This is a genomic window from Streptomyces sp. NPDC047974 (assembly GCF_040653375.1).
GTDB lineage: Bacteria > Actinomycetota > Actinomycetes > Streptomycetales > Streptomycetaceae > Streptomyces.
In genome coordinates this window covers 203,982-217,150 of sequence record NZ_JBEZNU010000006.1, presented here as the reverse complement: position 1 = coordinate 217,150, position 13,169 = coordinate 203,982, and the positions used below count along the sequence as shown (strand labels likewise).

The following is a 13,169-nucleotide window of genomic DNA, read 5'->3' as shown; positions in this document are numbered from 1 at the left end:
GGACATACCGTCCGATGTCATGACGGATGCGCGGACGGACAACGGTGAGAGCACCTTCACGGTGATCGTGGCGGCGGGCGCGAACCTCGGGATCGCGGTCGCCAAGGCCGTCGCCGGCGTCATCAGCGGATCGAGCGCGATGATGTCGGAGGCCGCCCACTCGGTCGCCGACACCGTCACCGAGGCCATGCTGCTCACCGCGCTCAAGCGGAGCGAGAAGCCCGCCGACGAGGACCATCCGGTCGGGCACGCGGGCGAGCGGTACGTCTGGGCGATGCTCGCCGCCGTCGCCACCTTCGTCGGCGGCGCGGTCTTCTCGGTCTACGACGGCATCCACACGCTCACCCACGGCGAGGAGCTCGGCGACCCGCTCGTCTCCTACATCGTGCTCGCCGTCTCCTTCGTCCTGGAGGCCTTCTCCCTGCGGACCGGCGTCAAGCAGGTCAAGGCGGAGGCGGAACGGATGCGGGCGCCCTTCGCCGCCTACCTGCGGCTCACCCCCGACACCACCGTCAAGGCGGTGGTCCTGGAGGACTCGGCGGCCCTCGCCGGTCTGATGCTCGCCGCCGGCGGCCTGCTCGGCGGCCAGATCACCGGCTCCGGCGTCTGGGACGGCATCGCCTCGATCCTGATCGGCTGTCTCCTCGTGTACGTGGCCTGGGTCCTGGGCCGCGCCAACGCCCGGCTCCTCATCGGCCGCCCGCTGCCCCGGCCCATGCGCGCGGAGGTGCGGGAGGAACTGCTCGGCGTCGCGCACGTGGTGGACGTGCTCGACCTGATCACCCTGATCCAGGGCCCCGGCGAGGTGATGATCGCCGCGAAGGTCGACTTCCGGGACGTGGTGACGGCGGCGGAGGTGGAGCGGGCCTGCGAACAGGCGGAGGCACGCCTCCGGGCCCGCTTCCCCTCGGTGCGGCGGGTCTATCTGGACCCGACGCCGGGGCCGTCAGACCAGTAGGCCCGCGGCGTTCAGCAGGTAGGCCGTCATCGGCTCATAGAAGCGCGGGTCCACGACGTGGTCGTCGAGGGGGACGGTCACCTTCATGGTGCCCTCGGCCTCGGCGACGAAGAGCGCCGGGTCGTTGCAGTCCGCGTAGCCGACGGAGTCGATGCCGCGCTGCGCGGCGCGGCCGGCCCAGCCGTGGTCGGCGACGACGAGGTCGGGCGCGGCCTCGCCGAGCAGGGCGAGGCCGTCGAGGATCGCGTTCATCGGCTCCGGCGAGTGGGTGTGCCAGAGGCTGGCGCCGCGCTCGAACACGGCGACGTCCGCGAACTGCACGACGTACCCCTCGTCGGCGACGAGCCCGCCGGGGATCCGCACGATGTCGCAGCCCTGGGCCCGCAGCGCGGCGGCGACCCGGCTGTGCGCGTCGATCAGCGCGCCGGGGTGGCCGGTGGCGAAGAGCACGCGCTGCCGGGCGGCGGCGGCCTCCTTCAGCCGGGCGGCCATCCGGTCGAGGGCGTCGACGGTCAGCTCGGGGTCGATGGTGTCCTGCCCGGCGCGGTGGGCCGGGTCGTCGACGACGCCGCAGCGCTCGGCCATCACGGCCAGCACGTCCTGCTCGTCCGTCCACCGGTCCCCGAGCTCCAGGCCGAGCCAGTAGTGCCGGTCGCCGTTGGCGAGCTTGCGGTAGTGGTCGAGGTTGTTCTCGCGGGGGGTGGCGACGTCGCCCGCGATGCGGCTGCGGACGAGGTGCTCGACGAGGGCGTCACGGCTGAGTATCGGCATGGCACTCATTGTGACGCGCCCGCTGCGCGGCCGGGGAGGCGTTCCGCGCCTCAGACGTCCCCGCGCGGTGCGGCGAGGACCTCGCGCACCTCCGGGCGCGCCCCGGCGAGCCCTCCCAGGAGCTCCTCCATGGTGACGGTGGCGCGGGCGAAGAGGTCCCCGCCGGACGCGGTCAGGCGGACGTCGAAGCCGCGCCGGTCGGTGGCGCAGGGGCGGCGCTCGACGTATCCGGCGTCCACCATCTGCGCGAGCAGCCGGGAGACCTGGGGCTGGCTCCGGGAGGCGCGGGCGCTCAGCTCGCCGGCGCGGATCCAGTCGCCCTCCCGGTCCATGACGTCCATGATCTCGAATCCGCTGACGCACAGGCCGTACGCGTCCGAGAGCAGGCGCTCCGCGGCCTGGGCGATCTGCGCGCCGACGCGGACCGTGGCCATCCAGCGGTCGGTCAGGGGTGCTTCGGTCACGCCCCGATCCTAGGCGCCCACCCGGCCCTTGTCTATACATGCGCATGGATGTAGCGTGCGGAGGCGATTTCCATGCATGCGCATGGATCGGAATCCGTGCGAGAAGGGACCCCCATGAACCAGCGGACGCCGGCACCACCGGCCTCACCCTCACCCTCGGCACCGGCACCGGCACCGGCACCGTCCCCGACACCGACACCGACACCGTCCCCGTCCCCGTCCCCGGCCCCGACACCGTCCCCGGCCGCTCCCGCCAAGGCACCCTGGACCGCCCTGGCCGTGGTCGGCGCCGCCCAGCTGATGGTGATGCTCGACTCGACCGTCGTGAACGTGGCCCTCCCCTCCATCGGGGCGGACCTGCCCGCGGACCGGACGGCCCTCCAGTGGACGATCAGCGCCTACGTCCTGCTCTTCGGCAGCCTGCTGCTCTTCGGCGGCCGGGTCTCCGACGTCCACGGGAGGCGGCGCGCCTTCCTCGCCGGGCTCACCCTCTTCGCCGCCGCCTCGGCGCTCTGCGGCCTCGCCCCCGGCCAGGAACTGCTGGTCGGCGGGCGCGCCGCGCAGGGCGTCGGCGCCGCGCTGCTCTCCGCGGCCGCCCTCTCGATCATCCTGGAGGTCTACCGGGACGAGGAGCAGCGCAGGATCGCACTGACCGCCTGGAGCGGCCTCGGCGTCATCGGCGCCACCCTCGGTGTCGTGCTCGGCGGCCTGATCGTCACGGCCGTCGACTGGCGCTGGGCCTTCCTCGTCAACCTCCCCGTCAGCGTCGCGGCCTTCGCCGGCGCCCTGCGCGCCGTGCCCCCGCTGCGGACCGCCTCCGGCCGCGGGCTCCGGCTCCCCTCGGCCGTCGTGTCCACGGCCGGGCTCGCCGCCCTCTCCTTCGGCCTGATCCGCTTCCACGAGGGCCTCGGCGACCGGGCCGCCTGGGCCGGCCTCGCCGCCGCGGCGGCCCTCCTCGCCCTGGTGACCTTCATGGAGCTGGGCCGCGAGGACCCGCTGCTGCCGCTGCACCTGCTGCGCAGGCCGACCTACTGGCTGTCCAGCGTGGGCCTGCTCCTGGTCGCCGGCGTGATGATCGGCAGCTCCTTCCTGGCCGCCCAGTACTTCCAGGAGGTCCACCGGATGAGCGCCTTCGCCACCGGCCTCGCCCTGCTGCCGATGGGCCTGGCCGCGCTCGCCGCCGCCGCGGTCGCGCCCGCCCTCGTCGGCGCGCTCGGACCGGGCGGGACGTACGCGCTCGGCGCCGCCCTCCACCTCGTCGGCGCGGGCTTCCTCGCCACCGGGCCCGGCTCGGTCCCGCCGACGGTCGTGGCGCTCGCCGTCGTCGGCGCGGGCCTGCCGGCCTGCTTCGTCCCGCTGTTCGGCATCGGCGCCTCGCACGTCGGGGCGGCGGAGTCGGGCGTCGGCTCCGGGCTCCTGAACACCTTCAACGAGAGCGGCGCGGCCCTGGGCATCGCCGTGATCGGCACCGTCCTGGCCACCACCGCCGACGGCCGGCTGGCGGAGGGCGCCGCCGCCCCGGACGCCACCGCCGCCGGGGTCGCCGACGGCTTCCTGGCCCTGGCGGCCCTCTCCGCCGCCGGCCTGGTCGTCGCGCTCGTCCTGCGCCGGCTGACCGCGGGGGGACGGCCGGCGGCGTAGGCCGTCCCTTCCGGATCATGCCGGGCCCGATCCGAAGGAAACGGCCTGGCCCGGGCGGGGCGGTGGGGCGCCCCGGCCGGCGACGTCGCCCGGCGGGGCGGGGCGGGCGCGGGCGGTTCAGACCGCCAGGGCGCCCAGCGCGCCGTGGGTGAGGTTCCTCAGGAGGCGTTCCATCTCCGCGCGCTCCAGGGGGGCGCCGAGGTGCGGGGTGGAGTTGAGGAGGCCGAAGACGGCGTGCACCGCCGCCCGGACCTCCGGCTCGCCCGCCGTCGGGTGCAGGGCGCGCACCACGTCGACCCACAGCTCGACGTACTGCCGCTGGAGCTGGCGGACCCGCTTGCGGTCCTCGTCCTTGAGGCGGTCGAGCTCACGATCGTGCAGGGTGATGAGCGGCCGGTCGTCGAGGGCGAAGTCGATGTGCCCGTCGATGAGCGAGGCCAGGAGGGCCGCCGGGTCGCCGGGCGACTCCGCGACCCGCAGCCGGCCGCCGTCGAGGAGCCGCTCGCTGATGCCGACGAGCAGCTCGGCGAGCATCGCGTCCTTGCCGGGGAAGTGCCGGTAGAGCCCGGGGCCGCTGATGCCGACCGCGGCTCCTATCTCGTCGACGCCCACCCCGTGGAACCCGCGCGCGGCGAAGAGGCGGGCGGCCTCCTTGAGGATCTGCTCACGGCGGGTCGTGGCGTCCATCCGGGCGGGCGTCGGGGTCGGGCTCGGGCTCATGCCCTCCATCCTAGACAACCTGGTTAGCGGTCGTTAACCTGAGCCGCGTACGTTAACGCTCATTAACCGAACAAGGGAGATCGGTCGATGCAGCAGGCACCTGTGCTGTCGAGCGCGGCAGATCCCGCCTCGGCGGCCTGGCGGGCCAACGAGGCGGCGCACCAGGAGCTCTCGGAGGCGCTGCGGGCCAAGCTGGCCGAGGCCGCGCTCGGAGGCGGTGAGAAGTCCCGCGCCCGGCACACCGCGCGCGGGAAGCTGCTGCCGCGCGACCGGGTGGACACCCTCCTCGATCCGGGCTCGCCGTTCCTGGAGCTGGCGCCGCTCGCGGCGAACGGCATGTACGGCGACCAGGCCCCGGCCGCCGGCGTCATCGCGGGCATCGGCCGGGTCTCCGGCCGCGAGTGCGTGATCGTCGCCAACGACGCCACGGTCAAGGGCGGCACCTACTACCCGATGACGGTGAAGAAGCACCTGCGGGCGCAGGAGGTGGCGCTCGACAACCGCCTCCCCTGCCTCTACCTCGTCGACTCCGGCGGCGCCTTCCTGCCGATGCAGGACGAGGTCTTCCCGGACCGCGAGCACTTCGGCCGGATCTTCTACAACCAGGCCCGCATGTCCGGCGCCGGCATCCCGCAGATCGCGGCCGTCATGGGCTCCTGCACGGCCGGCGGCGCGTACGTCCCGGCGATGAGCGACGAGGCCGTGATCGTCCGGAACCAGGGCACGATCTTCCTCGGCGGTCCGCCGCTGGTGAAGGCCGCGACCGGCGAGGTCGTCACGGCGGAGGAGCTGGGCGGCGGCGAGGTCCACTCCCGCATCTCCGGCGTCACCGACCACCTCGCGGAGGACGACGCGCACGCGCTGCGGATCGTCCGGAACATCGTGGCGACCCTGCCCGAGCGGGGCCCGCTGCCGTGGAAGGTCGAGCCGGCCGAGGAGCCGAAGGTCGACCCGTACGGCCTGTACGGCGCCGTCCCGGTCGACTCCCGCACCCCTTACGACGTGCGCGAGGTCATCGCCCGCGTGGTGGACGGCTCCCGCTTCCAGGAGTTCAAGTCCGAGTACGGCCAGACCCTGGTCACCGGCTTCGCCCGGATCCACGGCCACCCGGTCGGCATCGTCGCCAACAACGGCATCCTGTTCGCCGAGTCCGCCCAGAAGGGCGCGCACTTCATCGAGCTGTGCGACCAGCGCGGCATCCCGCTGGTCTTCCTGCAGAACATCACCGGCTTCATGGTCGGCAAGGCGTACGAGCACGGCGGCATCGCCAAGCACGGCGCCAAGATGGTCACCGCCGTCGCCACCACGCGCGTGCCGAAGCTGACGGTCGTCGTCGGCGGCTCCTTCGGCGCGGGCAACTACTCGATGTGCGGCCGGGCCTACTCCCCCCGCTTCCTGTGGATGTGGCCCAACGCCAAGATCTCCGTCATGGGCGGCGAGCAGGCCGCCTCGGTCCTCGCCACGGTCAAGCGCGACCAGCTCGGCGACGCGTGGAGCGCCGAGGAGGAGGAGTCCTTCAAGTCCCCGATCCGCGAGCAGTACGAGACGCAGGGCAGCGCCTACTACGCGACCGCCCGCCTCTGGGACGACGGCGTGATCGACCCGCTGGAGACCCGCCAGGTGCTGGGTCTCGCGCTGACCGCCTGTGCCAACGCGCCCCTGGGTGACCCCCAGTTCGGCGTCTTCCGGATGTGAGGACCCTGACGATGCAGCAGATGTTCGACACCGTCCTCGTCGCCAACCGGGGCGAGATCGCGGTCCGCGTCATCCGCACCCTGCGGGCGCTCGGCGTCCGCTCGGTCGCGGTGTACAGCGACGCCGACGCCGACGCCCGGCACGTGCGGGAGGCCGACACGGCGGTACGCATCGGGCCCGCGGCGGCCTCGGAGTCGTACCTCTCCGTCCCCGCCCTCCTGGACGCGGCCCGCCGCACCGGGGCGCAGGCCGTCCACCCCGGCTACGGCTTCCTCGCCGAGAACGCGGCCTTCGCGCGCGCCTGCGCGGACGCGGGCCTCGTCTTCATCGGCCCCTCCGCCGAGGCGATCGCCCTCATGGGCGACAAGATCCGGGCGAAGGAGACGGTGAAGGCGGCGGGCGTGCCCGTCGTGCCGGGCGACGCCGACCCCCGGGTGGCCGAGGCCGCCCGCGAGATGGGCGCGCCCGTCCTCCTGAAGCCGAGCGCGGGCGGCGGCGGCAAGGGCATGCGCCTGGTGCGGGACCTGGCGGTCCTGGACGAGGAGATCGCGGCGGCCCGCCGCGAGGCCCGCGCCTCCTTCGGCGACGACACGCTCCTCGTGGAGCGGTGGATCGACCGCCCCCGGCACATCGAGATCCAGGTCCTCGCGGACGCGCACGGGAACGTGGTGCACCTCGGCGAGCGCGAGTGCTCGCTCCAGCGCCGCCACCAGAAGATCATCGAGGAGGCGCCGAGCGTCCTGCTCGACGAGGAGACCCGCGCGGCGATGGGCGCGGCGGCGGTGGAGGCGGCCCGGTCCTGCGGCTATGTCGGCGCGGGCACGGTCGAGTTCATCGTCCCGGGCGGCGACCCGTCCCGGTACTACTTCATGGAGATGAACACCCGCCTCCAGGTCGAGCACCCGGTCACGGAGCTCGTCACCGGCCTGGACCTGGTGGAGTGGCAGCTCCGCGTCGCGGCCGGCGAACCGCTCGACTTCGCCCAGGACGACGTCCGCCTCGACGGCTGGGCGATCGAGGCCCGCATCTGCGCGGAGGACCCGTCCCGCGGCTTCCTCCCGTCGGGCGGCACGGTCCTCGCCCTCCACGAGCCGGCGGGCGAGGGGGTGCGCACCGACTCCGGTCTCCTGGAGGGATCCGAGGTCTCCTCCCTCTACGACCCGATGCTGTCGAAGGTGATCGTCCACGCGAAGGACCGCCCCACCGCGCTGCGCAAGCTCCGCGCGGCCCTGGCCGACCTCACCACCCTCGGCGTCCCCACCAACGCGGGCTTCCTCCGCCGCCTCCTGGCCCACCCGGACGTGGTGTCGGGCGCGATGGACACCGGGCTCGTGGAGCGGGACGCGGAGTCCCTGGTCCCGGAGGGCGTACCGGACGAGGTGTACGCGGCGGCGGCCGCCGTGCGCCGGACCGGGCTGGCGCCGCGGCCGCGCGGCGGCTGGACCGATCCGTTCGACGTGCCGGACGGCTGGCGCCTCGGCGGGGCGCCGAAGCCCCTCGCCTTCCCGCTGCGCGTCCCGGGCTTCGAACCCGTCACGGTGGAGGCACCGGCGGGCGCCCGCGTCACCGACGCCGGCGTCACGGTCGTCCTCGACGGCGTCACCCACACCTTCCGACGGGCCGGCGACTGGCTCGGCCGGGACGGCGACTCCTGGCACGTCATGGACCACGACGCGGTGGCCGCCGCGCTCTCCGGGGCGCGGCACGGCGGGGCGGACACGCTGGCCGCGCCGATGCCGGGGACCGTGACCGTCGTGAAGGTGGCGGTCGGGGACGAGGTGGAGGCGGGCCAGAGCCTGCTCGTCGTCGAGGCGATGAAGATGGAGCACGTCATCTCCGCCCCGCACGCCGGCACCGTCACCGAACTGGACGTCACGCCCGGGACGACCGTCGCCATGGAGCAGGTCCTGGCCGTCGTCACGCCCCGCGAGGAGGAGGACGCATGAGCACCGGACTGCCCATGTCCATGCCCGACCCGGCCCTGCCCGCCCGGGTCAGGATCCACGAGGTCGGCCCCCGGGACGGGCTGCAGAACGAGAAGACGGCCGTCCCGACCGAGGTGAAGGCGGAGTTCATCCGGCGGCTCGCCGCCGCCGGGCTCTCCACCGTCGAGGCGACCAGCTTCGTGCACCCGAAGTGGGTGCCCCAGCTGGCCGACGCGGAGGCCCTGTTCCCGCTCGTCAACGGCCTGCCGGTCCGCCTCCCGGTCCTGGTGCCGAACGAGCGCGGCCTCGACCGCGCGCTCGCGCTCGGCGCCCGGGAGGTCGCCGTCTTCGCCTCCGCCACCGAGTCCTTCGCGAAGGCCAACCTCAACCGGACCGTCGACGAGGCGCTCGCCATGTTCGAGCCGGTCGTCATCCGGGCCATAGAGGCGGGCCTGAAGGTCCGCGGCTATCTGTCGATGTGCTTCGGCGACCCCTGGGAGGGCGCCGTCCCCGTCGAGCAGACCGTCCGGGTCACCAAGGCGCTCGCCGACATGGGCTGCGACGAGCTGAGCCTCGGCGACACCATCGGCGTCGCCACCCCCGGGCACGTCCAGACGCTCCTGCGGGAGCTGAACGAGGCCGGGGTCCCGAGCTCCCGGCTCGCCGTGCACTTCCACGACACCTACGGGCAGGCGCTGTCGAACACGCTCGCCGCGCTGCGGCACGGCGTGACGACCGTGGACGCCTCCGCGGGCGGCCTCGGCGGCTGCCCGTACGCCAAGTCCGCCACCGGCAACCTCGCCACCGAGGACCTGGTGTGGATGCTCGACGGCCTCGGCATCGAGACCGGGGTCGACCTGGCCGCCCTCACCGCCACGAGCGTGTGGATGGCCGAACAGCTGGGCCGCCCGAGCCCGTCCCGTACCGTCCGCGCCCTCTCCCACAAGGAGTGACGAACACCATGTCCCTCGACCACCGGCTCTCCGCAGAGCACGAGGAACTCCGCCGCACCGTCGAGGCGTTCGCCCACGACGTCGTCGCCCCGAAGATCGGCGACTACTACGAGCGCCACGAGTTCCCGTACGAGATCGTCGCCGAGATGGGCCGCATGGGCCTCTTCGGCCTGCCGTTCCCGGAGGAGTACGGCGGCATGGGCGGCGACTACCTCGCCCTCGGCATCGCCCTGGAGGAACTCGCCCGCGTCGACTCCTCCGTCGCCATCACCCTGGAGGCCGGCGTCTCGCTCGGCGCGATGCCGCTGCACCTCTTCGGCACCGAGGAGCAGAAGCGGCAGTGGCTGCCGAAGCTGTGCGCGGGCGAGATGCTCGGCGCCTTCGGCCTCACCGAGCCGGGCGCGGGCTCGGACGCGGGCGGCACCCGCACCACCGCCGTCCGCGACGGCGACCAGTGGGTCATCAACGGCTCGAAGTGCTTCATCACCAACTCCGGTACGGACATCACCGGTCTGGTGACGGTCACCGCGGTCACCGGCCGCAAGCCCGACGGCCGCCCGCTGATCTCCTCGATCATCGTCCCGTCCGGCACCCCCGGCTTCACCGTCGCCGCCCCGTACTCGAAGGTCGGCTGGAACGCCTCGGACACCCGCGAGCTCTCCTTCGACGACGTCCGCGTCCCGGTGGAGAACCTCCTCGGCGAGGAGGGCCGCGGCTACGCCCAGTTCCTCCGCATCCTCGACGAGGGCCGCGTCGCCATCGCCGCCCTCGCCACGGGCCTCGCCCAGGGCTGTGTCGACGAGTCCGTGAAGTACGCGAAGGAACGTCACGCCTTCGGCCGTCCGATCGGCGACAACCAGGCCATCCAGTTCAAGCTCGCCGACATGGAGACGCGCGCCCACATGGCCCGCATCGGCTGGCGCGACGCCGCCTCCCGCCTGGTCATGGGCGAGCCCTTCAAGAAGGAGGCGGCGATCGCCAAGCTGTACTCCTCCACCGTCGCCGTCGACAACGCCCGCGAGGCGACCCAGATCCACGGCGGCTACGGCTTCATGAACGAGTACCCGGTGGCCCGCATGTGGCGCGACTCCAAGATCCTGGAGATCGGCGAGGGCACCAGCGAGGTCCAGCGCATGCTGATCGCCCGCGAACTGGGCTTCGCGGGCTGAGCCCGCCCCCTCCCCGCGCCCGCCGCACCGGACCGTGTGCGGCGGGCGCGCCGCGTCCGTGGACCCGCGGAGGGGTCAGCCCGCGCCCGCGCGGGCACTCGGCGACACGTAGGCGTCGAACCCGCGCCAGCCCGGGGCCGACGGGAGGCGGGTGACGGGCCAGTCCGCGGCGTAGGCGGGCGGGGCCTTGCCCGCGTGGACGACGACGGCGAGCGGCCGGTGCCGGGCCAGCTCGGCCAGGCCCGCCTCGGTGATGCTGCCGTCGTGACCGCGCGGCTGGCGGGAGGAGCAGCCGGTGTAGTAGCCGATCGGCACGTACTCGCGGCCGGTCACCGTGCACGGTGGACGCACGCCGAGGGCGCCCAGGGCGGCGGCGATGCCGGTGAACTGGACCCGCACCGAACGGCTGTAGCCGACCGCCCGGTCCAGGACGGCGTACTGCACGGCGAGATGGGCGAGGAAGCCGGCGGCGAGCAGCCCCGCGACGAGCGGGCGGCGGGCCGGGCGCACCGCGCCGACCACGGCCAGGGCGCACTCCGCGACGGGCAGGGCCAGCAGGGCGTACGCGGGCAGCAGGAAGCGGGGAGCCGCGTACCCGATCGTGAAGAGGTACGGGAACGCCAGCGAGGCGGCGGTGACGGTCGCGAGGACGGCGGCGGTCCCCCGGCCGGTCCGGACGGCGGCGACGAGGCCGCCGGCGACGGCGAGCGGCAGCAGGAACCACCACAGCGCCGTCCACGGGTGCTCCCACGGCACGTCGCACGGCCGGCACAGGGTGCGGCCGGCGAGCGCCCGTACATGGTCGTCGAGGGCGAAGTACCAGCCCAGGGTGCCCTGGATCTCCCCCGCGCGGTGCAGCCGGGCGGCGAGCCCGCCATACGAGCCGTACGCCTCCACCACCCACGGGACGGCGCCGAGCACCAGCCCGGCGGCCGTCGCGGCGGGCAGCACGGGGCGACGGCGCCAGGCCGGGACCAGGAGCGCGGCGGCGATCAGCGGCAGCGCGAGCCAGAGCCCGTCGGCCGGACGCAGCAGCGTGACGCAGGCGACGGCGGCGCCGAGCCCGGCCACCGGCCGACGGTCCCGCCCCGGCGGGGCGACGGCGCGCAGGAAGCAGCCGACGGCCGCGAGCCCCCCGAAGGCGCACCACAGGTTGGGCATCACGCGCGGCCCGTAGAAGAGCGTGACCCAGAGCCCGGCGAAGAGCGCGCCCGCGACGGCGAGCACCCGCACGGGCAGCACCGGCCGCCACAGCCACAGCACCCCGAACAGCGCGGCGCCGGAGAGCAGCACGAGGTAGAGCCGGATGACTCCGGTCGAGGCGGTGAACGCGGCCGCGGGAGCGACGAGATAGCTGATGCCCCGGGCGCGCGGCGCGCTGAAGTAGGCGGGCGGGGCGTTGCCGCCGACCTGGCTGACGTACACCGCCTCGTCCCAGCCGAGCCCGGTTCCCGGTACGGACAGGACCAGTTGAGCGAGGACGAAGGCCACGGCGACGGCGCCCAGGGGCCATGCCCGGCCCGGCGGCCGGCGGCCGCCGTCGGGCCGCGGATCGCGCGGGGAGCGCGGACGGGCACTCGCTTCGGGGATCGTCATCCCGTCCACCCTCGGCGGGGCCGACGGCCCGGGCGCGGCGGCGCGCCGCACGACGGGCGCCCGGCACCCCGTCAGGAGCAGTGCGGCACGGCGGGGGCGGGGCGGCCTCCCGATGTGATCTACCCCTCCTCGCCCCGGCCCTACTGATCGACGTGAGGTTAGGCTAACCTACCCTCGACTTGATCAGGCCGACTCCGGCACGTATCGAAAGCGAACCCGCCATGCCCAGCAACGCCCGAGCCACCTCCCTCACCCGCCGCGGCATCCTCGCCGCGGGCGGCGCCCTCGGGCTCGGCGCCGTGCTCGCCGCCTGTGGCGACGGCGACAAGAAGAAGGACGCGAGCCCCTCTTCCTCCGCCTCCGCCAAGTCCGGCTCCTGGGAGTTCAAGGACGACCGCGGCCAGACCGTGAAGACCAAGGCGACGCCGAAGAACATCGTCGCCTTCACCGGCATGGCCGCCGCCCTCAAGGACTTCGGCGTCGAGGTCGCCGGCGTCTTCGGCCCGACCTACGTCGAGGACCCGACCACCAAGGCGAAGAAGCCCGACGTCCAGGCCGGCGACCTCGACATCACCAAGGTGAAGGTCATCGGCAACGTCTGGGGCGAGTTCAACATCGAGGAGTACCTCAAGCTCCAGCCCGAGGTCCTCATCACCGACATGTGGGAGAAGGACGCCCTCTGGTACGTGCCGGAGGAGCAGAAGGACAAGATCCTGAAGATCGCCCCCAGCGTCGCCCTGTGGGCCGCCGGGAAGTCGATGCCGTCCGTCCTCCAGCGCCACGCCGACCTGGCCGCCTCCCTCGGCGGCGACGTGGACAGCGAGCAGGTCAAGAAGGACAAGGCCCGCTTCGAGGCCGCCGCCGAGCGCCTGCGCAAGGTCGCCCAGACCAAGAAGGACATCAAGGTCCTCATCGGCTCCGGCGCGCCCGACACCTTCTACGTCTCCACCCCGGTCCGCCCGACCGACACGCTCTTCTTCCAGGAGCTGGGCCTCAACATCGTCACCCCGAAGAAGCTGGACCCGTCCGGCTGGTTCGAGCTCCTCAGCTGGGAGAACGTCGACGCCTACGCGGCCGACGTCATCCTCCTCGACAACCGCACCGGCACCCTCCAGCCGGAGCAGCTGAAGGCCAAGCCGACCTGGGCCGCGCTGCCCGCCGTCAAGGCCGGCCAGGTCTTCCCGCGCGTGACCGAGCCCGTCTACTCCTACGCCAAGTGCGCCCCGCTCCTGGAGGACCTGGCGACCGCCCTGGAGAACGCGAAGAAGGTGTCCTGA

The 13,169-nt window shown here is 73.8% G+C and carries 11 protein-coding genes; 7 read left to right on the top strand and 4 right to left on the bottom strand.

Going from position 1 to position 13,169, the window contains the following annotated elements; genetic code table 11:
- Positions 1–19: 19 nt before the first annotated feature.
- Positions 20–958, top strand: a complete 939-nt coding sequence (locus AB0E19_RS11835) for a cation diffusion facilitator family transporter (RefSeq protein WP_362177104.1) — start codon at positions 20–22, stop codon at positions 956–958.
- Here AB0E19_RS11835 and AB0E19_RS11830 read toward each other — a convergent pair.
- Both AB0E19_RS11830 and AB0E19_RS11825 read right to left on the bottom strand, forming a co-directional pair.
- On the bottom strand, positions 947–1,729 hold the full coding sequence (locus AB0E19_RS11830; RefSeq protein ID WP_362177101.1) for a phosphatase: 783 nt from the start codon (positions 1,727–1,729) through the stop codon (positions 947–949). The two genes, AB0E19_RS11835 and AB0E19_RS11830, sit on opposite strands and share 12 nt — an antisense overlap.
- Before the next feature lie 50 nt (positions 1,730–1,779).
- Entirely contained in the window at positions 1,780–2,193 is a 414-nt protein-coding gene (locus AB0E19_RS11825) for a MarR family transcriptional regulator (RefSeq protein ID WP_362177098.1), read from the bottom strand.
- Positions 2,194–2,472: 279 nt separating this feature from the next.
- Here AB0E19_RS11825 and AB0E19_RS11820 point away from each other — a divergent pair, with 279 nt between their 5' ends.
- A complete protein-coding gene (locus tag AB0E19_RS11820) occupies positions 2,473–3,834 on the top strand; it encodes an MFS transporter (RefSeq protein ID WP_362177095.1) in 1,362 nt (453 codons plus the stop codon).
- A gap of 117 nt (positions 3,835–3,951) precedes the next feature.
- Here the strand turns inward: AB0E19_RS11820 and AB0E19_RS11815 are convergent, their stop codons facing one another.
- A complete protein-coding gene (locus tag AB0E19_RS11815; protein WP_362177092.1) occupies positions 3,952–4,554 on the bottom strand; it encodes a TetR/AcrR family transcriptional regulator in 603 nt (200 codons plus the stop codon).
- Between the two features lie 87 nt (positions 4,555–4,641).
- On the opposite strand from AB0E19_RS11815, the gene AB0E19_RS11810 reads away from it, so the two are divergent.
- The 4 genes from AB0E19_RS11810 to AB0E19_RS11795 are packed head-to-tail and all read left to right on the top strand — an operon-like array spanning position 4,642 to position 10,296.
- Positions 4,642–6,249 (top strand): carboxyl transferase domain-containing protein, encoded by a 1,608-nt coding sequence (locus AB0E19_RS11810; protein WP_362177089.1) that lies wholly within the window; start codon positions 4,642–4,644, stop codon positions 6,247–6,249.
- A gap of 11 nt (positions 6,250–6,260) precedes the next feature.
- Positions 6,261–8,195 carry a biotin carboxylase N-terminal domain-containing protein gene (locus AB0E19_RS11805; RefSeq protein WP_362177086.1) on the top strand — a complete coding sequence of 645 codons (1,935 nt, stop codon included), beginning with the start codon at positions 6,261–6,263 and terminating at the stop codon, positions 8,193–8,195.
- Complete coding sequence (locus AB0E19_RS11800; protein ID WP_362177083.1) at positions 8,192–9,127, top strand: hydroxymethylglutaryl-CoA lyase; 936 nt, start codon at positions 8,192–8,194, stop codon at positions 9,125–9,127. Before AB0E19_RS11805 ends, AB0E19_RS11800 begins: the two co-directional genes overlap by 4 nt.
- Positions 9,128–9,135: 8 nt before the next feature.
- Complete coding sequence (locus AB0E19_RS11795) at positions 9,136–10,296, top strand: acyl-CoA dehydrogenase family protein (protein WP_360603297.1); 1,161 nt, start codon at positions 9,136–9,138, stop codon at positions 10,294–10,296.
- Between the two features lie 75 nt (positions 10,297–10,371).
- Here the strand turns inward: AB0E19_RS11795 and AB0E19_RS11790 are convergent, their stop codons facing one another.
- Positions 10,372–11,892 (bottom strand): hypothetical protein, encoded by a 1,521-nt coding sequence (locus tag AB0E19_RS11790; protein WP_362177079.1) that lies wholly within the window; start codon positions 11,890–11,892, stop codon positions 10,372–10,374.
- A gap of 221 nt (positions 11,893–12,113) precedes the next feature.
- Here AB0E19_RS11790 and AB0E19_RS11785 point away from each other — a divergent pair, with 221 nt between their 5' ends.
- Positions 12,114–13,169, top strand: coding sequence for an ABC transporter substrate-binding protein (locus tag AB0E19_RS11785; protein WP_362177075.1), 1,056 nt, complete (start codon positions 12,114–12,116; stop codon positions 13,167–13,169).